The 26,096-nt window shown below is 44.5% G+C and carries 18 protein-coding genes and 1 pseudogene; 12 read left to right on the plus strand and 7 right to left on the minus strand.

Annotated elements, in window-relative coordinates; all coding sequences use genetic code 11:
- Positions 1-59: 59 nt before the first annotated feature.
- Complete coding sequence (locus tag ACTNDS_RS00225; RefSeq protein WP_173743997.1) at positions 60-497, minus strand: FMN-binding protein; 438 nt, start codon at positions 495-497, stop codon at positions 60-62.
- A 104-nt stretch (positions 498-601) separates the two neighbouring features.
- Here ACTNDS_RS00225 and addB point away from each other — a divergent pair, with 104 nt between their 5' ends.
- Both addB and addA read left to right on the plus strand, forming a co-directional pair.
- Positions 602-3,949, plus strand: coding sequence for a helicase-exonuclease AddAB subunit AddB (addB, locus tag ACTNDS_RS00230; RefSeq protein WP_441032363.1), 3,348 nt, complete (start codon positions 602-604; stop codon positions 3,947-3,949).
- Positions 3,949-7,659, plus strand: a complete 3,711-nt coding sequence (gene addA / locus ACTNDS_RS00235; protein ID WP_441032366.1) for a helicase-exonuclease AddAB subunit AddA — start codon at positions 3,949-3,951, stop codon at positions 7,657-7,659. Before addB ends, addA begins: the two co-directional genes overlap by 1 nt.
- Before the next feature lie 76 nt (positions 7,660-7,735).
- Here the strand turns inward: addA and ACTNDS_RS00240 are convergent, their stop codons facing one another.
- Complete coding sequence (locus ACTNDS_RS00240; protein WP_441032369.1) at positions 7,736-9,139, minus strand: RsmF rRNA methyltransferase first C-terminal domain-containing protein; 1,404 nt, start codon at positions 9,137-9,139, stop codon at positions 7,736-7,738.
- A 533-nt stretch (positions 9,140-9,672) separates the two neighbouring features.
- Between ACTNDS_RS00240 and ACTNDS_RS00245 the strand changes: the two genes are divergently transcribed.
- The 10 genes and pseudogenes from ACTNDS_RS00245 to ACTNDS_RS00290 form a co-directional block, all read left to right on the plus strand.
- Complete coding sequence (locus tag ACTNDS_RS00245) at positions 9,673-10,026, plus strand: PadR family transcriptional regulator (protein WP_019162541.1); 354 nt, start codon at positions 9,673-9,675, stop codon at positions 10,024-10,026.
- Positions 10,023-10,718 carry a DUF1700 domain-containing protein gene (locus ACTNDS_RS00250; protein ID WP_441032372.1) on the plus strand — a complete coding sequence of 232 codons (696 nt, stop codon included), beginning with the start codon at positions 10,023-10,025 and terminating at the stop codon, positions 10,716-10,718. The genes ACTNDS_RS00245 and ACTNDS_RS00250 overlap by 4 nt, the downstream gene beginning before the upstream one ends.
- A complete protein-coding gene (locus ACTNDS_RS00255; protein ID WP_441032375.1) occupies positions 10,715-11,653 on the plus strand; it encodes a DUF4097 family beta strand repeat-containing protein in 939 nt (312 codons plus the stop codon). Before ACTNDS_RS00250 ends, ACTNDS_RS00255 begins: the two co-directional genes overlap by 4 nt.
- Before the next feature lie 70 nt (positions 11,654-11,723).
- Positions 11,724-11,909, plus strand: coding sequence for a PspC domain-containing protein (locus ACTNDS_RS00260; RefSeq protein ID WP_019162538.1), 186 nt, complete (start codon positions 11,724-11,726; stop codon positions 11,907-11,909).
- A 103-nt stretch (positions 11,910-12,012) separates the two neighbouring features.
- A complete protein-coding gene (locus ACTNDS_RS00265) occupies positions 12,013-12,210 on the plus strand; it encodes a small, acid-soluble spore protein, alpha/beta type (protein ID WP_019162537.1) in 198 nt (65 codons plus the stop codon).
- Between the two features lie 136 nt (positions 12,211-12,346).
- Positions 12,347-13,315, plus strand: a complete 969-nt coding sequence (locus ACTNDS_RS00270) for a Gfo/Idh/MocA family protein (protein WP_441032380.1) — start codon at positions 12,347-12,349, stop codon at positions 13,313-13,315.
- A 240-nt stretch (positions 13,316-13,555) separates the two neighbouring features.
- On the plus strand, positions 13,556-14,272 hold the full coding sequence (locus ACTNDS_RS00275; protein ID WP_441032383.1) for an ABC transporter ATP-binding protein: 717 nt from the start codon (positions 13,556-13,558) through the stop codon (positions 14,270-14,272).
- Positions 14,273-14,275: 3 nt separating this feature from the next.
- Positions 14,276-18,058, plus strand: a complete 3,783-nt coding sequence (locus ACTNDS_RS00280) for an FtsX-like permease family protein (protein ID WP_441032386.1) — start codon at positions 14,276-14,278, stop codon at positions 18,056-18,058.
- Positions 18,059-18,397: 339 nt separating this feature from the next.
- Complete coding sequence (locus ACTNDS_RS00285) at positions 18,398-18,829, plus strand: CAT RNA binding domain-containing protein (RefSeq protein WP_441032389.1); 432 nt, start codon at positions 18,398-18,400, stop codon at positions 18,827-18,829.
- Positions 18,777-19,004, plus strand: a pseudogene (locus tag ACTNDS_RS00290) (PTS transporter subunit EIIB); the annotation flags it as partial. The gene ACTNDS_RS00285 and the pseudogene ACTNDS_RS00290, both read left to right, overlap by 53 nt.
- On the opposite strand, the gene ACTNDS_RS00295 reads toward ACTNDS_RS00290, so the two are convergent.
- From ACTNDS_RS00295 to ACTNDS_RS00315, 5 genes are all read right to left on the minus strand, one after another.
- Complete coding sequence (locus ACTNDS_RS00295; RefSeq protein ID WP_441032392.1) at positions 18,897-21,185, minus strand: LTA synthase family protein; 2,289 nt, start codon at positions 21,183-21,185, stop codon at positions 18,897-18,899. The pseudogene ACTNDS_RS00290 and the gene ACTNDS_RS00295 sit on opposite strands and share 108 nt — an antisense overlap.
- Before the next feature lie 143 nt (positions 21,186-21,328).
- Complete coding sequence (locus ACTNDS_RS00300; protein WP_441032395.1) at positions 21,329-23,218, minus strand: fibronectin type III domain-containing protein; 1,890 nt, start codon at positions 23,216-23,218, stop codon at positions 21,329-21,331.
- Positions 23,219-23,470: 252 nt separating this feature from the next.
- Positions 23,471-24,592, minus strand: a complete 1,122-nt coding sequence (locus ACTNDS_RS00305; RefSeq protein ID WP_441032398.1) for a ComEC/Rec2 family competence protein — start codon at positions 24,590-24,592, stop codon at positions 23,471-23,473.
- Between the two features lie 82 nt (positions 24,593-24,674).
- The gene (locus ACTNDS_RS00310; RefSeq protein WP_441032402.1) at positions 24,675-25,493 is read right to left on the minus strand and encodes a C40 family peptidase; all 819 of its coding nucleotides are present in this window, start codon (positions 25,491-25,493) and stop codon (positions 24,675-24,677) included.
- 222 nt (positions 25,494-25,715) lie between these two features.
- Positions 25,716-26,048 (minus strand): helix-turn-helix domain-containing protein, encoded by a 333-nt coding sequence (locus tag ACTNDS_RS00315; protein ID WP_441032405.1) that lies wholly within the window; start codon positions 26,046-26,048, stop codon positions 25,716-25,718.
- Between the last annotated feature and the right edge of the window lie 48 nt (positions 26,049-26,096).

The following is a 26,096-nucleotide window of genomic DNA, read 5'->3' on the forward strand; positions in this document are numbered from 1 at the left end:
GGATTGCGAATATCTGCTTTACTCCTATGGGAATGAGCAGAGCAAAAGCGGAGAACAGGTCAGTTGTTCTCCGCTTTTTTTAAAGCATCTTCAATGGCATTCAGAAGTACCAGGGAAGTATATTTCTGATCCTGGGGGTACTTCAGGTTTTCCAGTGATTGTGAGGAATAAATCTGACTGGAAAGAGATTCCAGAGCCGGCTCCATGAGAGGAAACATGGCGGAAGTGCTTTCACTTAAGTTTACCAGACGGATATTGCGGATTTTTTCTGCATCTACGGATACTTCCAGGTCAAAGGTGTTGCTGTTTAATTCAATGGAGGAAGTATAAATTCCCGGTTTATACCGGTCGGGAGAAGTACCGGCAGAGTGCTGCCTCTGTACAGGACCGAACATAAAGAAAAGTACAATTCCCAGTATGACTGCAAGAAGGAGAAAAATGCCGGTATATATAACTTCCTTCATATGTAGGACTATGATTTTGGTTTTTGCACTCATGGTACACGCCTCCTGGATGGTTTTGTATATTCTATTACAGAAGTGCTTAAATTATGATATACTGGGATAATGAATGTTGAGTAACTGACAGTAAGGAGAGAAGAATGTCATTACAGTTTATTATCGGCAGTTCCGGTGCCGGAAAGTCTTATTTTGCATATGAGAGAGTAATCCGGGAGTCCATGGAACATCCGGAGAGAAATTACTATATTATTGTTCCGGAGCAGTTCACCATGCAGACCCAGAAAACACTGGTGGAGATGCACCCGGGAAAGGGAATCCTGAATATTGATATTCTCAGTTTCCAGCGTCTTGCCTACCGAATTTTTGAAGAGACGGGGGGCGATAATAAAAAAATCCTGGAAGATACAGGCAAGAGCATGGTCTTGCAGAAAATGGTCCAGCAGCACAGGAGAGAGCTTGTCTATCTGGGAAGCCAGATGAACAAGCCGGGATATCTGGACGAAATGAAATCTCTCCTGTCAGAATTTATGCAGTATGATATCAAGGAAGAGAATCTGGAGGAAATGAAGGAGAAAGCGGGAACTCAGACACTGCTTTCCATGAAGCTTCAGGATGTAACGGTGCTGTATCGGGCATTTTCTGAATTTCTGAAGGGACATTATATGACAGGGGAAGAGGTTATGGATGTCCTTTTAAAAGTACTTCCGTTTTCAGAGAAAATAAAAGGCGCGGAAATTCTTTTTGACGGATTTACCGGTTTTACTCCGATCCAGATCAATGTAATACGGGAACTGCTTCTGCTGACCAGAAAAGTTTCCGTGACAGTGACAATGGATGAGAAAGAGGATATTTATTCTGTGGGGAAGCCCTATCAGCTTTTCTATATGAGTAAAAAGATGATCCATGCTCTGGCCGGGCTTACAAAGGACCTGGAAGATCCTATATATCTGAAGCCCTCTGAGAAATCCAGATTTGCCGGAGCCGGAGCCCTTCGTTTCCTGGAAAAACATATTTTCCGGTATCATAAGAATGTCTGGGAGGGAGAACAGAAGGAACTGCAGCTGTTCTCTGCGCCATCACCGTTGGCAGAGATGAATGAGGTTGCCAGAAGAATGGCATATCTGGTAAGGACAAAAGGAATCAGATATGGGGAAATGGCTGTGATCACAGGAAATCTGGAAGAGTATGGAAGAGTGGCTTCACAGGCCTTTGAGGCTGGAGAAATCCCCTTTTTTATTGATGAGAAGCATTCCGTACTGATGAATCCTTTTGTGGAATACCTTCGGGCTGCCATGGAGATGGTGGTTCAGGGCTTTCCCTATGAAAGTGTGTTCCGATATCTGCGCTGTGGCATGTCAGCAGTTACCAGAGAGCAGACAGATCAGCTGGAAAATTATGTGCTGGCTTTAGGAATCCGAGGATATGAAAAATGGTCCCATAAATGGACCCGGGTATACAGAGGAATGGATCCCGGACAGATCCTGCAGATGAATGAAATCAGGGAAATCTTTCTGGAAGAGATCGGAGAGCTGGCAGAGGGCTTTGGTCCGGGAAAAAAGAGGGTGGAGGAATATTGCAGGATCCTCTATGCTTTTATTGTGAAAAGCCAGGTATGGCAGAAGCTGAAGCTCCAGGAAGAGCAGTTTAAAAAGCTGGGGGAGAAGGCTCTGGAAAAAGAATACAGCCAGATTTATGGTATTGTGATAGACCTGCTGGATAAAATGGTGGAAATACTGGGAGAAGAGACGGTGAGCAGACAGGAGTTCAGACAGCTTCTGGAGACAGGGCTTACCCAGGCCGAGGTAGGACTGATCCCGCCAAGTATGGATCAGGTAATGGTAGGAGATATGGAGAGATCCAGGCTGAAGGATATTAAAGTACTGTTTTTTGTTGGAATGAATGAGGGGAATATTCCCAAGAATACACAGTCAGGAGGAATCCTGTCAGAGGTGGACCGGGATTTCCTGGGAGAACAGGGGATGGAGCTGGCGCCCGGACCAAAGGAGCTGATGAATATGCAGAGATTCTATCTGTATCTGAATCTGACCAAGCCCTCCAGGCAGCTGGTGCTTTCCTACAGTGAGACCAATGGAGCGGGAGAGGGTATCAGCCCGGCTTATCTTATTGGAAGCATCCGGGGACTTTTTCCGGATTTGGAGACAGAGAGAATCCAGGATACCCGGGAAGCCTGGATTCCGGAGATTCCGGAGGCAGGACTGGAGCTTTTCCTGGATAAGCTGGTACAGGAAACAGCTAAAACGCAGGAAACAGGATGCAGTGATGACCGCATATTCCAGGAACTTTACAGCTGGTATCTTCGTCAGCCGGAATACAAAGATATAGTACAGAATCTGGTACAGGCTGCTTTTATGCGAAAGCCTGTGGACAGGATCAGCCAGAGTGTGGCCAAAGCTCTTTATGGAGAAATTTCTCCTTATAGTGCCACCAGGCTGGAACGGTTTTCGGCCTGTGCATTTGCCCATTTTCTTCAGTATGGCCTAAGGCTGGCGGAGAGAACAGAATATGAATTCAGAGCAATGGATATGGGAAATGTGATGCATCAGGCACTGGAAAATTTTGCAGTGCGTGTACACAAAATGGGATTAAACTGGGCGGAGCTTACAGATGAACAGCGTGAACAGATTGCAGATCAGTGTCTGAATGAGATCGTAGCAGATTATGGAAATACAGTGTTGAAAAGTAATGCCAGAAATGAATATATGATAGAACGTACCAGACGAATCCTGCAGAGAACTGTATGGGCTCTGCAGAAGCAGCTCCAGAACGGGGATTTTCAGCCGGAAGGCTTTGAGGTAATCTTTGGAGGCGGCAGGATTGACCGTGTAGATATTATGGAGGATCAGGATAAGGTATATGTGAAGGTCATTGATTACAAGACAGGGAATACATCCTTTGACCTGGTGTGTCTGTATCATGGTCTGCAGCTGCAGCTGATGATCTACCTGGATGGAGCCCTGCAGGTGGAACAGAAGAAATTTCCGGACAGGGAAATCCTCCCGGCAGGTGTATTTTACTATAATATTAAGGATCCCATGATCAAGGAGAAAATAGATGCTGATGTGGAGAAAGTCAGCCAGGGAATTATGAAGGAATTAAAAATGAACGGTCTGGTACAGAAGGATCCTGAAATGATCCGGAAAATGGATCAGACTTTGTCTTCCATTCCTGTAGCATTTAAAAAGGACGGAGGCTTCTACAGTAATTCTTCTGTGGCAGACAGAAAGCAGTTTCAGATGCTGGGAAACTATGTAAAAAAGAAAATCCATGAAATCAGGACAGATATTCTAAGAGGAGATGCCCAGATCTCTCCCTATGAACTGGGAAACAGAAATGCATGTACTTACTGCCCTTATATTTCTGTATGTGGGTTTGACCGTAAGATCGCCGGATATGAATTCAGGAGACTGAAGAATTTTACAGATGATGAACTCTGGCAGATATTTGCAGAAGAGGAGGGAGAGAACTGATGGGAGTAAAATGGACCGAAGAACAGCAGAAAGTAATTTCCCTCAGGGACAGAAATATTCTGGTCAGCGCAGCGGCAGGTTCCGGTAAAACTGCAGTACTGGTGGAAAGGATTCTCAGCAAGATCACAGATCCTGAGGCTCCGGTAGATATTGACCGTCTTCTGATCATGACCTTTACCAGAGCAGCGGCAGGTGAGATGAAGGAAAGAATTTCAAGTGCTATTGAGTCAGCCCTTTATGAGGATCCGGACAATGAGCATTTACAGAGACAGTCCACCCTGCTTCATACTGCTCAGATTACAACTATTGACGGATTCTGTGCATATATTATCCGCAATTATTTTCACCTCATAGGGCTGGATCCCGGTTATCGGACTGCAGATGAGGGGGAACTGAAGCTTTTGCGTGAAGATGTGACAGGGAAGCTTCTGGAGGATTATTACAGCGAAAAGCAGGAGAAGTATGAGAAATTTGTAGAATGTTTTGCTTCCGGTAAGGATGATGAAGCTTTGGGAGGGATGATCCAGAAGCTGTATGAGATGGCTATGAGTAATCCTTTCCCGGAAGAGTGGCTGGATGCATGTCTGGATGATTATAAAATCGAAACTACAGAAGAGCTGAGAGAAACAAAATGTATAAAGCTTTTGTGGAAGGCTGCAGTTGACGAGCTGGAAACTGCAGAGCACCTGGCCAGAGAGGCAAGGAAGCTTTGTGATGCTCCTGACGGTCCTAATCTGTACGGGGAAGCTCTGGACAGTGATCTCCTTTTTATCCGTAAGCTAAAGAAGACTGCAGAAGAAAGAGATTATAATGTTCTGGCACAGCTCCTGGAGAAACCTTCTTTTGCCAGATTAAGCGGAAAGAAGATGCCGGAGGCAGATGAGCAGAAGAAACAAAGGATAAAGGAGCTGCGTGAGGAGGAAAAGGAAATCCTCAGGGAGCTGGGACAGAAATATTTCCAGGGGACAGAGGAAGAAATCCTGGATATGCTCAAATGCAGCAGAGAGCCTTTGGAGATGTTGGTGGAACTTACAAGGCAGTTTACAGAGCGGTTCAGTAAAGCTAAACGTGAAAAAAATATTCTGGATTTCACAGATATGGAGCATTTTGCACTGAAGATCCTGATGAAAAAAGAGGATGGACAGATACAGATGTCCCAGGCTGCCATAGAGCTTTCGGAGAAATATGAGGAAGTGCTGGTGGACGAATATCAGGACAGTAATCTGGTTCAGGAGCTTCTGACTACAGCAGTATCCGGATGGGTAAATCAGAGGAAAAACATCTTTATGGTAGGAGATGTGAAACAGAGTATTTACAGATTCCGTCTGGCCAGACCGGAGCTGTTTATGGAGAAATATAAAAGCTATTCTGTAGAGGACGGAGAGGAGCAAAGGATTGATCTTCACAAAAACTTCCGAAGCAGGGCGCAGGTGCTGGAGAGTGTAAATTTCATTTTCCGGCAGATCATGGGAGAGGATCTGGGAGGAATATCCTATGACAAGGACGCAGCTCTCTATCCGGGCGCTGATTTTCCGGCAGGGGGATCCCGGGAATTTGTAAAAACAGAGGTACTTCTGGTGGAGAAGGACGGGGCAGAGCTGGAGGAAGAGGCAGGAGACCAGAATGCACAGGAGCTGGAGGCTCTGGCTATTGCCCAGAAGATTCAGGGAATGGTCGGCAGAGAAGAAATTGTGGACAAAAAAACCGGGAAATACAGGCCGGTGGAGTATGGGGATATTGTAATTCTGCTGAGAAGTGCATATGGGTGGTCGGAAACCTTCAGAGAGGTGCTGGCTTCCCAGGGGATTCCTGTGTACTGCACTTCCAGAACCGGATATTTCTCTGCTCTGGAAATCATTACTGTGCTGAATTATCTGAAGGTGTGTGACAATCCCCTTCAGGATATCCCCCTTACCGGAGTGCTCCGGTCGCCTATGGTGGGATGCACTTCCCAGGAACTGGCCCAGATCAGGGTTCTGTATCCACAGGGACTTTTGTGGGACAGTGTAGAACAATATGTGAAAAGCCGGGAAGAAGGATACGATGCTGCAGAGAAGCCTTTGATGGAAAAGCTGCAGAGATTTCTGGAACTGCTGGAGAAGGTGAGAAATATGGCAACCTATACTCCGGTGCACCAGCTGATCCTTTTTATATTGAAAGAAACCGGTTATGGAAATTATGCCAGGGCACTTCCGGGAGGAGAGCAGAGATATGCAAATCTCTCCATGCTGGTGGAAAAGGCTATGGCCTATGAAAAGACCAGCTATAGAGGGTTATTTAATTTTGTCCGCTATATTGAACAGCTTCAGGCTTATGAAGTGGATTACGGAGAAGTCAATCTGGCAGGTGCAGGAAGTACAGCGGTAGAAATTATGACCATTCATAAAAGCAAAGGATTGGAATTTCCTGTGGTGTTTGCGGCAGGAATGGGAAAACAGTTTAATTTCCAGGATCTGAATGCCAGATTGCTGATCCATCCGGAACTGGGACTGGGGACAGATGCAATACTTCCGGAAAAAAGAATCATTGCGTCCTCCCTGAATAAACAGATAGTACGAAGAGAGCTTCTCAAGGAAAGTCTGGGAGAGGAGCTGCGAGTACTGTATGTGGCTATGACCAGGGCAAAAGAGAAACTGATCCTTACAGGAACTGTAGGAAAACTGGATAAACGTATTCCGTCCCTGGCCGGATTTCTGGAGGAAGAGGGTCAGGTGCTTCCGCTGGGAGTACGGTTAAAGGCCAGAAATTACTGGGATTTTGTACTGCCGGCCCTGGCCAGACACAGGTCCATGACAGAACTGTTTGGAGAATACGGTGTGCCCATGCACAGGGTAGAAAGGTTTTATGATGACCCTGCGGACTTTAACATAAGAAAGATCACCCTTCGCCAGATGACAGAGGAGGAGATACTTCTTCAGACAGGAAACCAGATGCAGGAAGAAATACTGAAAAACTGGAACCCGGAACAGATTTATGATGCAAAAGTGAGAGAGGAGATCGAAGAACGTTTTTCCTATGTATATCCCTTCCGATACCTGGAAGAAATTCCTGTGAAGGTCAGTGTATCCGAGTTAAAGAAGAGAGGCTGGCAGGACAATGAGGTTCTGCAGATGGTGCCGGAGGATACAGAAACAGAGGCAGAGATGCCTGTGCCCGGATTTATGAAAGCTTCCGGTGAAGAATACAGGGGAGCTGCCCGGGGTACTGCTTATCATCGGGTAATGGAGTGTCTGGACTATTTGCAGGTAGAAACAGACGGACAGCTGAAGAAACAGCTGGAGAGACTGGTGGAAAGTCAGAAACTGTCAGAGCAGGAAAGAGATTGTATCCGTATTTTAGATATTCGGAGATTTGTAGATTCCGGACTGGGACAGAGGATGAAAAATGCGGCTGTGCAGAGGAGGCTTTACAGAGAGCAGCCCTTTGTGATTCAGAGAAGCGCAGCTATGTTGGATGATTTGTGGCAGGGGGAAACAGTACTGGTGCAGGGAATCATTGATGCATATTTTGTAGAGGACGGTGAGATTGTTCTGGTAGATTACAAAACAGACAGAGTGAGAAGGGGGCAGGAACAGAAGCTGATCGATCTGTATCATGTGCAGCTGGAGGATTATGCCCAGGCGCTGGAGAGGATGACCGGGAAAAAAGTAAAAGAAAAGATTATTTATTCCTTTACCCTGCAGAAAGAGATTGTATTGCAGGAAAAATAAAAATTCATAAAAATATCTGCTTTTGGATTGCAGAAGGTGTTTGGATAAAAAGATATCCGGCAGGGAGAAGCGCGTATTATACGCGCCATCCTGCCGGATATTTATTTTTCAGGATCTGGTTGACCAGCTTTCCGAAGCCTACCGGATATCCATCTGCACAGAGAAGATGCCATCCTTTTTTGTGGGTTGCTTCTTCAGGCTCAATGTTTAAGGTCTCACCTTTCAGATAGCGTGTGAGTCTTTCATCAGAGACAGGAAGAGAAATCACAGCTTCCGCCTCCCCTTTGCGGATGGCCAGTGCCAGAGGCTGAGAGGGTTCAAAACGATTTTTCTTAAGGTCACCCAGGTATAATCCGTTTCGGAGGAAGGTGATTCCGCGGAAATCGGAAAGTACAGGTGGCAGATAATAGACTTTGTCCTTGCGAACCTCTACCCGCTCCCAGTCAAAGGGCTGGCCGCCCAGAGTTTTCAGACCAAGTTCATTCAGGAATTCTTCGATTAACGGGAATGCATTTTTATCAGGCTTTGTGTGTGGACGGCTGCTTTCCTGTATGGATTGTCCTTTTTTATGGAAGAGAGCCAGGAAGTGGCCTTCCCCGTTCATTTTATGGGGGAAAATGCGGATGCACTTGGTCAGCTCCGGATTGCCATTTCCCCATTCCGGCACACCCTGGGAAAATCCCTCATAGTTTTCCATTTCTGCCAGTTCCATATCCGGGCGGTTTTCCAGAAGATAAGATACGGTCTGTTCGTCTTCCACAGGAGCGAAGGTACAGGTGGAATAAAGTAAGAGTCCACCTGGGCGAAGCATATCTGCTGCCTGAAGCACAAGCTCTTTCTGGATTTCAGAAAGCTCCCGGGATTTTTCAGGAGTCCAGTCCTTTGCAAGGGCTTCCTCCTTGCGGAACATTCCTTCGCCGGAGCATGGGGCATCCAGGATGATCTTGTCAAAAAATTCCGGGAATGTCTTGGTTAGCTTTGCCGGTGTCTCGTTTGCCACGAAAATATTGGGGATTCCGAAAAGTTCCAGATTACGCAGAAGTGCTCTGGCACGGGAGGTGCTGATATCGTTGGCTACCAGAAGTCCCTGTCCCTGAAGGGCAGCTCCTGCTGCAGTTGCCTTTCCGCCAGGGGCCGCGCAGAGATCCAGGACTTTGTCACCAGGTTCGATGGGAATACGGGAGGCTGGGGTCATGGCACTTGGCTCCTGGAGGTAATAGAGACCGGCCTGGTAATATGCGCATCTGGAAGGGCGGGTATCCTCATCATAGAAATATCCGTTGGGGATCCAGGGGATTGGTTTTACTGGAAACGGGCAGAGTTTTTGGAATTCTTCACAGGAGATTTTTGAGGTGTTTACCCGCAGGCCATAGGTGCGGGGGGCGTTAAAGCTCTCTAAGAAGGCGGTGTATTCCTGAGCAGAAAGCATTTCCTGCATGCGTGCCAGGAAGGCGGGGTGGAGGGGAGTAGTTATTGTCATAATGTGTGAAGCCCTTTCTGAAAAAATTATTTATAGTGGGGATGAATATGATGGGAAGGGGGACGTCGTGGGAAAGATATCTATGATGGTTCGGTTCCGGGGCCTAAGTAATTCTAAGTCTGCAAAAATCTGCTAAAGGCATGAGAAAAAAAGCGCAAACTCGCTTCGCTCAGACAGTGCGGCTTTTTTTCTCATAACGCAGATTTTCGCAGACTAAGAATTGCTAAGACCCCTGCACAGAGGAACCAGCATAGATATCTTTCCCACGGCTGTGAATCCTGCCGATGCAAAAAACATCCGATGGTGCTGGGTATATTGTGATTGGTCTTGTTTATTATAATAGAAAAGATATTTTTGCTAAATAGTATTGACAAAATTATATTATACGACATATAATATCAGCAACAAAACAATATTGCACTGCTGTATAATATGTACTGGACTGGATAGATTTCGTTACTAAGAACGGAATAACTGGACTTCAATGTGGCAGATGTATGTGCAGGGTGTTAATGAGACAAGGGAGTGTGCATATGGTTTTTAATACGGGTGCGGCGCTTCTGGATGCGATTGTTCTGGCTGTGGTTTCCAAGGAAAAGGAAGGAACCTATGGTTATAAGATTACTCAGGATGTACGGGGAGTTCTGGAAATTTCAGAATCTACCTTATATCCGGTACTGAGGCGATTGCAGAAGGATGATTGTCTGGAGGTTTATGATATGGCCTTTGCCGGGAGAAACCGGAGATATTATAAGCTGACGGAGAAGGGGGCTGCTCAGTTGAGCCTGTACAGGGCTGAATGGGAAATTTATTCGTCGAAGATCACAGGTGTTCTTGATGGACAGAATGTGAGGGCAGACGGTGTTGACGAGGGAGGAATTGGATGATGGACAGGGCGCAGTTTATGCGGGAGCTGGAGGAGCTGCTTGCGGATATTTCTGAGACAGAGAGGCAGGATGCCCTTGAGTTTTATAATAATTATTTCGATGATGCGGGAATTGAGAATGAGGCTTCGGTGATCAGGGACCTTGGAAGTCCTGAGAAGGTTGCGGCAATCATTAAGGCAGATCTGAAGGATCCTGAAAAGGGTTATGAGTATGGAGAATATACAGAGCATGGTTATGAGGATGCACGGGCAAAAGAAACAGAGCAGATGCCTGAAAAATACGGGAAAGAGAAGCGCTTTTTCAGGAAGGGAAACCAGACAGCGCTGATTTTGGCAGTGATCCTGCTGGTTTTTATTTCTCCTTTTGTTAAGGGAGCTGTTGGCGGAATCCTGTCTTTGGCAGTTGGTATTTTGTTGCTTCCCTTCTGGCTGATCGTTGGACTGGGCATAGGTGCGGTTGCTTTATTGATTGGTGGATTTGCTGCTATTGTGGCAGGAATAGGGCTTTGCGTGGTGATGACCGGAACCGGAGTCATGACCATAGGAATTGGCTGTCTGATGATCGCGTTGGCAATCCTTATGGTTTTGGGGCTGATCAGTATTGCAATACGGATCGTACCTAAGTGGTTCCGGAAAATGACTGATTTTTTTAACAGGCTGCTTTACAGGAAGAGAGGGGAGGCGGTGAAATGAAGAAATTTACGAAAGGAATGCTGATCGCAGCAGGGATTTTTGCTGCAGCAGGAATCGGACTGACTGCTGCCGGTGGTATTATGGGAGCCAGTATGTCGGAACTGACAGGGGTGAACAGTCTGAAGCGGATTCTCTGGATGACGGAGTGGGACGATGACCATGATGACTATGATGATATCGATGATGACGATTATGTTGAACATGATGGGATGGAATATAGTGCGGAAGTGGGGCAGAAAAACATGGAGCCTGCAGCAGTGGGAAATGAAAGTTCGACAGATGGCACTGTATATCAACTGAAATATCAGCCCACAAAGCTGGATATAGAGCTGAAGTACGATGAGCTGATTCTGGAAGAGGGTGACAGCTTCTGTGTCAGAGTTTATGATGATAATGGAAAGAATGTGACAGTAAAAGAGAGTTCAGATACTCTTAAGGTCAGAAGCACGAAAAAGCTGTCTAAAACCAGAAAGGTGTGTATCTCCTATCCGGAAGATGTTAAGCTTCAGGAGCTGGAGATTGAAATGGGTGCAGGTACTGTTTATCTGAACAGAGATATTGAGACAGAGAAGCTGAGTGTGGAAATGGGAGCCGGGGAATTTGACAGTAAGAATCCGGTGACTGCAGAAGAAGCAGATCTGGAAATCGGAACCGGAAGTATGACATTTGCAGATCTGAGTGCAAAGAAAATATCTGGAGAATGCGGCCTTGGGGAACTGGATCTTACAATGACCGGTACTCAGGAGGATTATAATTATGATCTGGAATGCGGCGTGGGAAATCTGGATGTAGGTTCTGATTCCTACAGTGGACTTGGCAGAGAGAAAAGCATTTCCAATACAGGCGCAGACAGGAAACTGGATCTGGAGTGTGGTATGGGAAATGTATCAGTAGATTTCTCCGGGAAAGAGCACAGAGATTTGCAGACATCCTGAGGAGTATACACTCTGACGGGTAAAAATAAAAGTAGTATTTAATAATCTGGGTTTAAGGAGGAAATGAATCATGAGTGACAAACGTTTATACAAATCATCAGAAAACAGTATGCTTTGCGGCGTATGTGGAGGAATCGCAGAATATTTTGATATTGACCCTACGCTGGTGCGTCTGGCATGGGTGATCCTGACCTGCTTTGGCGGTGCGGGAATCTGGGCATATATCATTGCAGCAATTATTATTCCCAAAAGATAACAGAATTTCAAAATCCAGTCTGCAATAAACAGAAGTTCAATAAAATACAGTATAAAAATTAAGAAAACAGCCCATACTCCAAAGAAAAGGAGTGTGGGCTGTTTTGAATAAAGAGAAGGAAATAAAAGCTTATCTTGATGGAGAATTGTTACCGGACACCAGGATGAAGTATGAAATTGCAGAGGAAATGGGACTGCTGGACAGAGTATTGAGTGATGGATGGAAAAGTCTGTCTGCAAAAGAGACCGGACGGATCGGAGGATTGATGACAAAACGGAAAAAAGAGAAATTGAAAAAATAAGTGATATGAAATAAAAAATAAAATAAACATATAACGGAATAAACTTGTTCTCCGGGCAATGATGCTGTAAAATTAGAGCAAATAGTGAAGTGGATAATTTTATCTGCTTGAATACTAAATATGGGAGGACAGAAAAATGAAGTTAGGTATTTTGGGGGCCGGAGGCATTGCTTCTACTATGGCGAAAACAGTGGCAGGAATGGAAGATGTGGAGGCGTATGCGGTTGCTGCCCGTGATCTGGAACGTGCCCGGGAATTTGCGCAGAAATATGAAGTAAAAAAAGCATATGGATCCTATGAGGAAATGCTGGCAGATGATGAGGTTGAACTGGTTTATATCGCAACTCCTCATTCACACCATTATCTGCATGCAAAAATGTGTCTGGAAGCGGGAAAGCATGTGCTTTGTGAAAAGGCATTTACTGTAAATGCAGAGCAGGCACAGAAATTATTTGACCTTGCAAAAGAGAAAAAGCTTCTGATCACAGAAGCAATCTGGACGAGATATATGCCGTCCAGAAAGATGATCAACCATATTATTGAAAGTGGTGTGATCGGCGAAGTTACCGCAGTTACGGCGAATCTCAGTTATACAATAAGTCATGTAGAACGTATCCGTAAACCGGAGCTTGCGGGAGGTGCTCTTCTGGATGTAGGCGTATATCCGATCAATTTTGCCTCTATGGTGCTTGGCGATAAGGTAAAGGATGTAAAGGCTACTGCAATCTTTCAGAATGGAGTGGATATTCTGGACAGCATTGCCATGGTGTTTGAGGGAGACCGCATGGCAACCCTTCAGTGTGGAGCAAGAGAAATCTCAGACAGAATGGGAAGTATTTTCGGAACCAGAGGATATATGCAGGTGCAGAATATCAATAATCCGGAAAAGATTACAGTGTTTGATACTGACCATAAAGAAGTGGCTTCTTATGTTGTGCCGGAACAGATCTCAGGATATGAATATGAGGTAGAATCCTGCATGAAAGCAATCCAAGAGGGCAAACTGGAGTGTCCGGAAATGCCTCATGCAGAGACAATAAGGATTATGAAAATCCTGGACGATATCCGTAAATCCTGGAATTATGAGATTCCGTGGATTGAGTGATTTTTTGTTACCGTGAACGGAGCGGACGGTAACGATTTTGCATTTGTTTATGAATATTTTATTTTGAATTATAAGTATGATGTGTTACAATGAATATAACCATTAAGACTACCAGGCAGGTCAGAATTTGACCTGCCTGTAAATGAATACGGAAATAAATCGAGGTCAAAAGAATCGTTAATAATTGTAACAAAATAAAATTACCGGTGTAGCAAAAATAAAATTACAGGGGAAATGCGGATGAGTGAGATGACAGATGCATATGTAAAACTGGATAAGGTTTCCAAGATATATGGAACCAAAGAAGTAAAGATCGTTGCAGTGGATGAGATCAGCTTTGAGATTGCCAAGGGAGAGTTCGTAGTGATCGTTGGTCCCAGCGGTGCGGGCAAGACGACAGTGCTGAACATTCTTGGGGGTATGGATAAGGCTACCAGTGGAGAGGTTCTGGTGGATGGCAGGAATATTGCCAGATATAACAGTAAGCAGCTTACCGGCTATCGGAGAAATGATATTGGATTTGTATTCCAGTTCTATAATCTGGTGCCTAATCTTACAGCACTGGAGAATGTAGAACTGGCATTGCAGATCTGTAAGAATCCTCTGGATGCCAGGGATGTTCTGGAGGAAGTGGGACTGAAGGACAGACTGACCAACTTTCCGGCACAGCTTTCCGGTGGTGAGCAGCAGAGAGTTTCCATTGCCAGGGCACTGGCAAAGAATCCCAAGCTGCTGTTGTGTGATGAGCCTACAGGTGCACTGGACTACCAGACTGGTAAGGCAATCCTGAAGCTTTTGCAGGATATGTGCAGAGAGCGTGGAATGACAGTGATCGTCATTACCCATAACTCGGCACTGACACCTATGGCAGACCGTGTGATCAAGATCAAGAACGGAAAGGTTTCCAGGATGACAATGAATGACCATCCTACACCCATAGAGGAGATAGAATGGTAGGTGATGAGTATGAAAGCAATGCATAAAGATTTCTGGATGGAGATACGCAAAAGTAAGGCCAGATTTATTTCCATATTTATGATCGTTGCCCTGGGAGTTGCATTCTTTTCCGGGATACAGGCCTCGTCACCGGATATGCGCTTCTCAGGCGATGCCTATTATGATGAAACCAATCTTATGGACATCAAAGTAATGGGAACCCTGGGACTGACGGAGGAGGATGTAGCTGCCATTAAGCAGGTGGACGGAGTAGAGAATGCAGAGGGTGCCTATGGGACAGATGTAATGTGTGGAGAAGGCGAGCAGCAGAAAGTACTCCATGTGGAAGCTGTGAATCAAACCATGAACCGGATCTCAGTTACAGAGGGAAAAGCTCCGGAAAAAAGTGGAGAGATTTTCCTTGATTGTATTTTTGCTGAGAGCAATGGATATGAGGTGGGAGATCAGATTACCCTGAAAGAGGGCGGAGACAGCGAACTGCTGAAAAAGACAGATTACACAGTTGTAGGTTTAGGCGAGAGTCCTCTCTACATATCTTATAATCGGGGAAATTCCACTCTGGGTTCCGGTGAGGTTAATGGATTTGCTTATGTGTTCCCTGAGGATTTTGACCAGGAGGTTTATACACAGATTTATGTGCAGGCTCATGGGGCACAGGACCTGATCAGCTATACAGATGCTTATGATTCCCTGATAGAGAGAGTGCAGGAGCAAGTGGAGGGGATTGAGGCAGAACGGTGTCAGGTCAGATATGATGAGATTGTAGAGGAAGCCAATGACAAGCTTGCAGATGCCAGACAGGAACTTGAAGACGGAAAGAAGGAGGCTGATGAGAAGCTTGCGGATGCCAGAAAAGAATTGGAGGACGGCGAAAAGAAGTTAAAAGATGGCAAGAAGGAATATAAGGATGGCAAGAAAAAGCTTGCAGATGCAAAAAAGGAACTGGAGGACGGAAAAGCCCGGCTTGCAGATGCAAAGAAGGAGTTAGAGGACGGCAGATCCCAGCTTGCCAGTGCGAAAGAGCAGATTGGCAGTGGCAGAGAGCAGATTGCATCTGCAAAGGAACAGTTGAATGCCGGATGGGCGGAGGTTTCCGAAAACCAGTCAAAGCTTGATGACGGAAAGGCGCAGCTAGAGGATGGCAAGAATCAGCTAAGCGCCGGTGAGAAGCAGATTGCAGATGCAAAGACGCAGCTTACCCAGAGCCAGCAGGAACTTGACAATGGAAAGGCGCAGATCCAATCAGGCAGAGAGCAGATTGCAGCAACCAGACAGGACTTAAATGCCAAAAAGGAAAGCTGTAATCAGGGACTGGCCCAGATTGAGCAGCAGGAAGCCGGACTTGCAGAGGGAGAGGCTCAGCTTGTGAGTGCCAGAAGTCAGCTTGCAGCATTGCAGGCACAGTATGAGCAGGCACAAGCTTCAGGCACATATTCCGAGGAAGACCTGGCAGCTCTGGCAGCACAGGTTTCCACTTATCAGGAGCAGGTGGACAGTCAGGCAGCCCAGCTGGAAGCAGCCAGAAACCAGATCGCAGCAGCAAGAAGTGAACTGGAGAGTGGTTTAAGCCAGGTGGAGAGCGGACTGGCCCAGCTTGATGCAAAGGAAGCAGAATTGAACCAGCAGGAGGCCGCATTTCCCGATGCCCAGGCAAAGATTGATGCAGGATGGAAAGAGGTGAAGGTTCAGGAGAAGAAGCTGGAACCAGCCAGAAAAGAGATTCAGGAAAAAGAAGCCCAGCTTGAGTCAGCACAGGAACAGATCGATGCTGCAAAAGCAAAACTAAATTCCAGCCAGGCTCAGTTAGAGGAGAAGGAGGCAGAACTTGCTTCAGGAGAAGCACAGATTCAGGAGAATGAAGGGAAGCTTGCTTCCGGCGAGAAAGAGATTGCCGACAATGAACAGAAGCTGAAGGATGGAGAGAAGGAAATCTCAGAGAACGAACAGAAGCTGAAGGATTCCAGAAAGGACATCAAAAAAGCTGAGAAGGATCTGGAAGAAGGTAAAAAAGAATACGAAGACGGCAAGAAGGATACAGAGAAAGAGATCGCAGACGGTGAGAAGAAAATACAGGATGCTCAGGATGAGATCGATGATATCAGTATGCCGGAATGGATGGTAACGGACCGCAATGATCTGCCGGAATATTCAGATTATGGGGATAATGCAGACAGAATGAGAAATATCGGACAGGTTTTCCCTGTTATCTTTTTCCTGGTGGCTGCACTGGTAAGTCTGACTACCATGACACGAATGGTGGAGGAGCAGAGAACCCAGATCGGTACAATGAAGGCTCTGGGATATGGCAAGTATGCAATTGCATCCAAATATCTGCTGTATGCCTTTTTTGCTACTGTGGGAGGCAGTATTCTGGGAATCCTGATCGGAGAGAAGATCCTGCCTTTGGTTATTATTAACGGGTATGGCATTATGTACAAGGGAATGATGAACAATATCCAGATCCGTTATGAATTTAAATTTGCAATGATCGCAGCAGGTGCGGCAACGGTGTGTACCGTCGGAGCCACCATTTTCTCCTGCTACAGAGCACTGTCAGAAACTCCGGCATCACTGATGCGTCCCCCTGCTCCCAAAGAGGGTAAGAGAATCCTGCTGGAACGGATCCCCCTTTTCTGGAAGCATCTGAATTTCACATGGAAATCTACTCTGAGAAACCTTTTTCGATATAAAAAACGTTTCTTTATGACGATTTTCGGTATTTCAGGAAGTATGGCGCTGATGCTGGTAGGTTTTGGACTCAGGGATTCCATTATGGATATTGCCAGACGGCAGTATCAGGAGCTTCAGCATTATACAGGAACGATCATTGATGATGAGGATGCCACAGATAAGGAGAGACAGGAGCTGGATGAGTTTCTGAAAAGTAACAGCCAGATTGAGAGATATACCCATATCCAGTTTACCAAGATGAGTGTTCCCAGAAATAAATCCAATATCAGCGTATATGTGTATGTGCCTGAGAATCTTGAGACCTTTAATAAGGATGTAACTCTTCAGGACAGAAAGATAAAAGAGAAATATAAGCTGACAGATGCAGGTACAGTGATCAGTGAGAAGACGGCAACCCTGACAGGACTGAAAGTGGGGGATACCATGACCATCACAAAGGATGGGAAAAATTATGAGACAAAGATCGCAGCAGTAACAGAGAATTACATGGGACATTATATTTATATGACAGGAAATGTCTATGAACAGACCTTTGGGGAGAAGCCTGACTATTCTGCAACTGTATTCACAGTAAAAGAGGAATATAAAGAATCAGAATCTGAGGTGGGAAATGAAATCCTGAAGCATCCGGCTGCGTTAAGTATCAGCTATACCAGCAGTCTGGAGGCTCAGCTTCACAGAATGCTTGGAGCATTGGATACGGTGATCATAGTGCTGATCATTTCTGCGGGAATGCTTGCTTTTGTGGTTCTGTATAATCTGAACAATGTCAATATCACGGAGCGCCAGAGAGAACTGGCAACTTTGAAAGTACTGGGATTCTATGATACTGAAGTTTCTGCCTATGTGTACAGGGAGAATGTTATCCTTACCCTTATTGGCGTGCTGGCAGGAGCTGTATTCGGAATCTTTTTGCACAGGTATATTATCCGTACTGTGGAAGTGGATGCGGTTATGTTCGGAAGAAATATCAATCCTGTCAGTTTCCTGTACTGCGGACTGCTGACAATTGGATTCTCCATGATCGTAAATCTGTTTATGCATCAGAAATTAAAGAAGATTGATATGGTAGAATCCCTGAAAAGTGTGGAATAAACGATTTGTCGCTTTATTGCAGAAAAGAAGAAATACAAAAATACAGGATAAAATGTGAAAATATCAGATAAAACGCAAAGAAGAACGGAAATACAATAGCGATTTTTAACAAAATAAAAAAGTGGGTTGACGTATTTTTGTAACTTTGTTATAATGATCTCATCAATTGAAAACACACGGATTGTTACTGTTTGGCAGGCAAAACCAGAATCTATGGCTGAGGCAATCAGTCTATAAATTCTGGTTTTTTTAATAATAGGGGAACTGGTATAGTTATTTACGAAACGATGTACTGGTTGTGTCGCTGTCAGGCGACATATGGTTTGGAAAAGGAAAGACATGGATCATATTATAATTGAAAAAGTGATCAATAACAATATTATCTCGGCATATGAGAAATCCGGTGCAGAAGTAATTGTGATGGGACGTGGAATCGGTTTTAAAAAGAAACAGGGAGAAGTGGTTCCTGCTGACCAGATCAGTAAAATCTTTCGCATTAAAAGCCGGACACTGACGGAACAGTTCAAGGAGCTGCTGGCCAATATGCCGTTGGAACGAGTGAGGATTTCAGACGAGATCATCTCTCATGCAAAGGATCATCTGAAATTAAAACTGAATCAGAGCATTTATGTGACGCTGACGGATCATATTAATTTTGCAATTGAAAGAGTGAGTCAGGGAATTGAACCCCAGAATGCATTATTGTGGGAGATTAAGCGCTTATATTATCTTAGAAGGTATTGGCGGAAAAGAAAACGTTGCATCTATTGATAACTGCATTACAAGACTCCGTCTGGAAATCAAAGATTACACAGCTGTTGATGAAAAGAAAATCAAATCAGCCGGTGTTGCCGGTGTAATCAGACCTGGTAAAAATTCTGTTCAGGTTGTAATCGGCACGAAAGTTCAGTTCGTAGCTGATGAGTTTAAAAAGCTCTGTAAATAATATAGCAGATAAAAATCCCTTTTTACAAAAAAGACCGCATTCATTGCGGTCTTTTTTGTACTCAATAGAGAAGTAATCTGTGATTTTATGCTTTTGATCAAACTGATTGTTATATTCCAGAATGTGATATTCATTTACCAGATTCTGAAATTTTTCTGGTAAATTGTTCTGGGAATACCAGGTACCCTCTGTATCACATACAGCACCGATCCCGATGATCGGCAGCTCGTCCTTCAGATCCAGCAGGAAACGATTATAGGGAGTGAGCTTTACTCCGGCCAGGGAGAGCACGTAGCTTCCCAGGTAATTAGAACTCATGTCCTGCTCCACTGTTTCTGAGGGATAATTGGTCCAGATCACATAGGGGGTGGTGTAAGTTTTCTGGGTGCCGTCCAGGCTGAGCTCGGAGCGCTTTTTTTCCAGCACGCTGGCTGTAAATCCATTCTCGATCTTTGGCCAGTGATCACCGAACATAATGATCATGGTAGGCTCGTCCACCTTTTCAAAATAGGACAGAAGCTTCTGGAAAGCTCTGTCAGATTCTCTGGCAAGAGACAGATAAGTCTCTGCGAGTGGATATTCACGGTTGTAGTGAAGCTTCACATCTGGCTGATAACCATTCAGAGTCTCAGTACCATAGCCTCCGTGATTCTGCATGGTCACACAGAATGTAAAAAGCTTTTCGCCGGACTGCTTACGCTCAAACAGCTTGATCAGCTTATCATAGGTGGTTTCATCGCTGGCAAAATTCCGGATTTTGTCAAAGCTGTCATTCCCCCAGTTCTCTGTGCTTATGAACTGGTCAAAATCCATATCCGCATATACATTTGTACGGTTCCAGTTGGAAGCATTGTTGGGATGCACGGCTATGGTAGTGTAGCCCTGGGCTTTCAGGATCTGGGCCATACCGGATTCCGGATCATGTACAAACAGCTGATAGGGAACACTTCCGGCAGGCAGAAAATACATACTGTTTCCTGTAAGAGCCTCATATTCTGTACGGGCAGTTCCCCCTCCAAAGGTAGGTACATGGAGTTGACCCTTCTTTACATTTCTGTTGAGACTGTGGAGAAAAGGAAGGATTTCACTGTCTGTCTTTACCTGGCCTATGCTTTCAAAGTCTGTCAGACTTTCATTCATGATCATAATAATATTCTGAGGAACTGTAACATTACTCTGGGTAGAATCTGAAACCTGTTCTCCGATCTCCTGTACTTTGCCGACAGAGTATCCGGCCGGTTTCTCAGGGTGTATGTAACGGACCTGACTGACAAGAGCGCACAGATATCCGTTGTTACGATAAGAACGGTTGGTATTCCAGAAGGAAACATTGGCTGCATTTACCACTGCATACAGGGAACTCAGGGCAAAAACAGCAAGCACGACCAGCTGGCTTAGAATATGAAGGCTTTTTTTCTGCAATCTGTGAGGAATACGAAGTCTCTGGAAATGCAGCTGGAGCATACTGAAATCTACGGTAAATAGCAGCGTGATCCCCAGATAGATGGGAATATCCAGTCTGTAATTTCCTGCTACATCAGCGGCAGTGCTCATTCCCATGGCATCCAGCAGAAGAAAGGCCTGTCCCCGGAACTCTGTTACATAATAATTCACCAGCACCAGAAGAACCATAAGGAGGCAGTAGACCATACAGGCAATGTTTATTTTCCTGATCAGCAGGATCAGAAGTACCAGGATGAAATAATAGATGACCAGGTTTCTCAGAAAATCTCCCACAGGCATATCAAAGACTGCGTATTTGATAATGCGAAGATAGGAGATGGAGGCAGTGGATTTTCGCTCTGTAAGCTGCACAATGATCTGCACCACTGCAAACATGGCCAGGGGAGTACCCAACAGCAACAGCAGTTCCAGACATCTGCAGATACCGGTCCTGTGCAAAAAGGTACTGAGGCGGTCTCCGGCTGTCAGCAGAATGAAAAAAATTACGCCTGCCAAAGCTGCCATAACCAGTTTTCTTTTTCCCAGGGAGAGAAAGGCACTGGGTCCGCCTTCTGTATAGACCATCAGGCCGGAAATAGCAAGGAAGAGAAGAAGATGAAAGACAGACAGAAGCTGCCTGCAAAGCGTCCCCCCTCTGTCAGTTGGTTTCTGTGAAACAGGAGCTTCATGAAGTTGTTTATGATTGTTATTTTCTTGGATATTTGTATTATTCTGCAATGTTATCACACTTTATCTGAATTGGTTGAAGGAGTCAGGATCCAGGGTTAAGGGAACCTGATCTCATAAGGTCTGTGGGTTGCAGACAGTAAGAAACTGCCCGCAAACGGACAGTTTCTGATTGCTAGTATGGCTATTTTATATTATTTTGCTTTAATTTTCAATACCTTTGAATAAGAACTGTAAGCTTTGACATAGCTGTTGGTATCCTTTACATAACTGCGGATACGGAAGTAGTAGGTTTTTCCCTTTTTCAGGGATTTCAGGGTATAGCTTCCATTGGGATCTTCGGATACTTTCAGGCGTTTATAGGCACCCTTGGCACTGGTTTTGTACTCAATCACATATCTGGAATATCCATTTTTGTAGTTGGTAGGATAACCGGTCCATTTTAACTGGATTCTGCCTTTGGATAAAGCAGTAGCCTTCAGTACGGGGGTCTTTGGTGTGGCATAGCTGTCAGCAGTACTCAGGCTGGAGTTATAATATGGAGAATAATAATTTCCATCCTTTGTCTTTCGATAGGAACGGATGATCAGGTGATAACGGCGGCCGGCTTTCAAACCGGTTACCTTTACAGAGGTAGTACCCTTCTTTACCATGATCTTCTGGATAGTCTTGTTGTTATTGTTGCTGTCCTGGACATACAGGGCATATCCGTCATAGGTATCTGTGGCCTGGTTCCACTTGCAGGTCAGTGAGCCGGTAGTGCGCTTGGTAACCGTAAGTCCTGTTACAGCCTGAGGACTGTAGAGATTGTCAGCACTTACATGAACCTGGCCGATAACAGTTTTCTGATCATTCATATAATAGGAAACAACAGCCTCCCCGGAGTGTCCCTCTGAAGGATCAATGTAGAGACGGGAACCAACCAGTACACCCTTTTCCACATTTGTGATAAGCGCCGGATCCCAGCCGGCTTTTTCCAGGTCCAGATATCCGCCGTGCTGTATCTCCACATCGACATAAGAAGGATCCATGTCTACATGGCTTGGGGAAGTATTGCCAAGGCTGATAAAGGGATTGGCAGCATCAGTTCCCAGATTTTTGGAATCCTTGATATAGAGTGTGTCAAGGGAAGTGCAGCCATTTATATTCAGGGAGCTTCCAAGGTTCTTTGTGAAATATGCATTCCGGATATCCAGGATCTTAAGCTTTGCACATTTGGAAAGATCCAGGGAACTGATGGTTGTGGAGTCTGTCTCCCCGTCATCACTGGCATAGCCCTGGATATTGAGCTGCTGAAGCTCTGGCAGACGGGAGAAATCAATGCCCTCCAGATCCTTGAAATATGTAATGCTGAGAGTATTCAGCTTGGGCATGCCATATAAGGCATTGATCAGAGCTGTGTGCTCAGGTCTGGCAGCATAATCATAGTCATAATCACATAACATGGAGTATTTTGTGATGTTGCAGTCTGACGGAAGCTTAATAGCACCTGTCAGACAGGAAACAGACAGTGTGTCCAGCTTATTGTTGGCAGACAGATCCAGGCCCAGACCGGAAGAGTAATCATATCCGTTGTCAACAGAAACCGTAAGGCTCTTCAGCTCCGGTAAGGATGAGAAATCCAGGGCTCTGGAGGGATTGGATTTATCATAAACAAGGGAGAGTGTGAGATCCTCCACAGAGGTAAGATACTGGAACCCCTCCATATCAATCCCCTTCAGATCGGATTTGACAGTCTTAATCGCCTTGATCTCAGATGCCTGGAGAATTCCATCCTTATTCAGGTCTCTCTCAGGCTGGGAGAGATAGGTGCGAAACTGCTCATTTGGGAAATGGGTGGCATCAATAGGCACATCCTGGGCAGCGGGAGCCACAGCATCTGCAGCAGCAGAATCCTGGGCAAAATCAGAATCTGCAATCTCAGGGGCATCAAATTCTACAGTATCAGCATCTGCCGGAGCAGAAAAATCCTCAGCAGAAGCAACAGACGGGGCAGCGAACTCATCAGAAGCATAAGTACCGACAGAAGCCGAACAAACAAGAGCCGCAGCTGTCACAGTCATCAGAAATAACTTTCTCTTCATGAAAATATCCTCCTCTAATTCATAATGATGATGTCATTGGGAAAAGCCTTTTATCGGACACCAAATTGATAGTATTATAATAACACAATGATAAAGTATATTCAATAATAATTGGAAAATATATTAACATTGTGTTACAAGTATATAATAATTAGATTTGGAGAATGTAAAATTGGTTCTAACGGTAGGGAACTGTCCTCCAACGGACAGTTCCCTGACTGAAAAAAGGATGATACATTAGACACAGTATCTTTAAATAGTAATATTATTGGCTTCCGTAGCGTGCAGAAGCTTCTGCTTGTAAGTATTGTCGCTGTAAAGACGACGGGAATGATAGGAGATTTCTCCATCTTTGATTGTTACTACAATACTGCCGCGGTTGCTCGGTTCGGAATTTCCCCATTCCTGTTCGAAATTCTGATGAGTGCCGTAGACGCGGACAAATCCATGACCTGCAATGTTATTCAGAGCTTCATAACGCTGAATAGCACCTGTTCCACCATTGTCAGATCTTAACTGGATTACAGCACATTCCTTATTAGTTGGAACAATGGCGTCAATAAATTCCTGACAGCTTCCATGAGAAGATCCGTGGTGGCTCATCTGGATAATGTCATAATCACCTGCCAAGCGATCCTTCAGAATCTTTTCTGATAATTCATAGATGTCAGCTGGAATCAGCAACTTACGTCCCTGAAATTCGTATACAGTTACGATTGAGAATTTATCTACAGTGCCATCCCAACTGTTCGGATATACAGATGCACCTGCAGGAAGTTCTTTGTACTGAGTGCTTTCACCATTGGTATTATAAAAAGTAAAAGTACCTTCACCAATGTTGCAGACCTTGCGGATATCGGCAGTAGGATTTACGCCGAAGTAATAAAGCTTAATTCCTGAATAGAAATTTTTACGATAGTAAGCAATGTCATCTTCAATTACTTCAGGACGGGATTTTTTTCCGGAGTAATTCACCAGATTGTTATAATCGTCAGTGTTTAATTTGTTTTTCAGTTTTTCAGCTTTGGCACGGTTCATTGGAAGGATTACATTTTTAATTGTGATTCCGGCTTCTTTGTAGTTTCTAAGCAGGTAACGCAGATTGCCGAAATGATCTCCGTGGAAATGGGTGATCAGGATAAACTCCAGGGTGTTGATTTTCTGAGATTTCAGATAGTTGACAAGCAGTTTGCTGTCATAGTGTTCATCTGAGGCGTTCCCCGGATTATAAAATCCTACATCTACCATTCCATAAACGTAATTACCATCTTTGTAATCCTGGATAAGGATAGCATTGGAACCCAGATGCTTTTTTTCGGAAGAGGTATCTCCCATAGTTGCAAGAAAATGAATTTTTGCTAATTTTGTTGCCATAATTATTTCCTCCTTTGAAATTTGTTATTTTAATTGGCTACATCTGATAAAGAGTCTGATTTCTGATATTTGTAAACTAAAATCAAAAAATAAGTTTGAGGAATGTTGCACGGTCACAAATATCGGTTACGGTTAAATGCTGGGCTTTTTGAAATTTTCTTAATGCTGAGAGCAGACCCTCACCGAAAATGCCAGGATATTCAATACCTTGAGGATCATAATTATGAAGAAAAAGCAAAATTTCAGCAGCAGTTACCATATATTGGATTTCTCCGACTGTTATATAATGCGTTCCCAGTGCCTGACTGGTCATAGAACCAAATATTCCATCTACATGTAGATTGGCATTATAATCCAGGTTCAGCGCATTTTGCAGAATTTTGATACGTGTATTCTGAGTGACAGACTCTCTTTTCTTTGTAATGGGGAGGGAAATGCCCAAAATGTTTTCTTCAGAATAGCGAAGAATGCAGTCCCAGCCGTGTTTATAGAAATAATAATTCTGTATCATGATTTCCATGCCAGTCTGGTCTCCGGTTATTCCACCGGAAACTTGCCCATTTTCATTGATACGTGCGGCAACGATTTGTCCGTTGCCAATATACATAATTGCATGATGCGTAAGATTTATGATAACGTCTCCCCGTTTTAAACCCTTTCCGGTATAGAGATTAATCTGAGCGGTGACATCTATAAAGCCGCAACTTTGAAATGCCTGTTTCATATTACCGGTGTAAGTGGCACCTTTGTCCCTGACAGGAACTCCGGCCTGTTGCCAGGCAGAAATGATCAGGGAAGAACAGTCATAATCTGGTCCCCAGCGCCATTGCTGATCATATCCATGAGATGAGCCCTGAGCAATGTTAATAGCCCAGGCAATTGCCTGTTCTGTTTTTGACATAGTATTTCCTCCATAGATATTTGCCTGAAAAAGCAAATCTGATATAATGTTTGAAGTTACAATTGGTTCTGTGCACAGTAACTGTCTGTTAACATTATTAAAAGAAGAAAATAACGGAAAATTGTAAACAGGGGAAAGAAAAAAAGTGCTTTTTGACCATTCGAGGACAAAAAAGCACTTTTTAGGGAAAATTTGATGCATATAAGTACTACGGAGATAAAATCAGTCTATAAGCATATTCTTGTAGAGCTTGATTACTTCAAGAAGAAATTGTGTATGGCGTTCATTCATCTGATTCATGAGAAGAACTGTATCTTGAATTGCAGGAGACTGGATTTCATGGTTATGTGGGAGCAGATCATACAGGAAATAATCCAGTCCTACATGAAGAACTTCGGATAACTTCAGTAATGTTTCGATATTTGGAGCATATTTTCCATTTTCGATGCGGCTAATGGTACTGACAGACAATCCGCTTAATTCTTCCAATTGCTCCTGAGTAATATTCTGATTTACTCGGGCTTCAGCAATTCTTTTTCCAATTGAGTTTGTCATTTGTAAAAGTTCCTTTCTTTACTTGAGTGTAACAGATTAGAATAAATA

This window comes from Blautia sp. HCP3S3_C12 (genome assembly GCF_052064155.1).
Taxonomy (GTDB): domain Bacteria; phylum Bacillota; class Clostridia; order Lachnospirales; family Lachnospiraceae; genus Blautia_A.

Coding starts and splice junctions, on each gene's coding strand:
- ACTNDS_RS00225 (WP_173743997.1), bottom strand. CDS start 497: ATGAGTGCAAAAACCAAAATCATAGTCCTACATATGAAGGAAGTTATA.
- addB (WP_441032363.1), top strand. CDS start 602: ATGTCATTACAGTTTATTATCGGCAGTTCCGGTGCCGGAAAGTCTTAT.
- addA (WP_441032366.1), top strand. CDS start 3,949: ATGGGAGTAAAATGGACCGAAGAACAGCAGAAAGTAATTTCCCTCAGG.
- ACTNDS_RS00240 (WP_441032369.1), bottom strand. CDS start 9,139: ATGACAATAACTACTCCCCTCCACCCCGCCTTCCTGGCACGCATGCAG.
- ACTNDS_RS00245 (WP_019162541.1), top strand. CDS start 9,673: ATGGTTTTTAATACGGGTGCGGCGCTTCTGGATGCGATTGTTCTGGCT.
- ACTNDS_RS00250 (WP_441032372.1), top strand. CDS start 10,023: ATGATGGACAGGGCGCAGTTTATGCGGGAGCTGGAGGAGCTGCTTGCG.
- ACTNDS_RS00255 (WP_441032375.1), top strand. CDS start 10,715: ATGAAGAAATTTACGAAAGGAATGCTGATCGCAGCAGGGATTTTTGCT.
- ACTNDS_RS00260 (WP_019162538.1), top strand. CDS start 11,724: ATGAGTGACAAACGTTTATACAAATCATCAGAAAACAGTATGCTTTGC.
- ACTNDS_RS00270 (WP_441032380.1), top strand. CDS start 12,347: ATGAAGTTAGGTATTTTGGGGGCCGGAGGCATTGCTTCTACTATGGCG.
- ACTNDS_RS00275 (WP_441032383.1), top strand. CDS start 13,556: ATGAGTGAGATGACAGATGCATATGTAAAACTGGATAAGGTTTCCAAG.
- ACTNDS_RS00280 (WP_441032386.1), top strand. CDS start 14,276: ATGAGTATGAAAGCAATGCATAAAGATTTCTGGATGGAGATACGCAAA.
- ACTNDS_RS00285 (WP_441032389.1), top strand. CDS start 18,398: ATGGATCATATTATAATTGAAAAAGTGATCAATAACAATATTATCTCG.
- ACTNDS_RS00300 (WP_441032395.1), bottom strand. CDS start 23,218: ATGAAGAGAAAGTTATTTCTGATGACTGTGACAGCTGCGGCTCTTGTT.
- ACTNDS_RS00305 (WP_441032398.1), bottom strand. CDS start 24,592: ATGGCAACAAAATTAGCAAAAATTCATTTTCTTGCAACTATGGGAGAT.
- ACTNDS_RS00310 (WP_441032402.1), bottom strand. CDS start 25,493: ATGTCAAAAACAGAACAGGCAATTGCCTGGGCTATTAACATTGCTCAG.
- ACTNDS_RS00315 (WP_441032405.1), bottom strand. CDS start 26,048: ATGACAAACTCAATTGGAAAAAGAATTGCTGAAGCCCGAGTAAATCAG.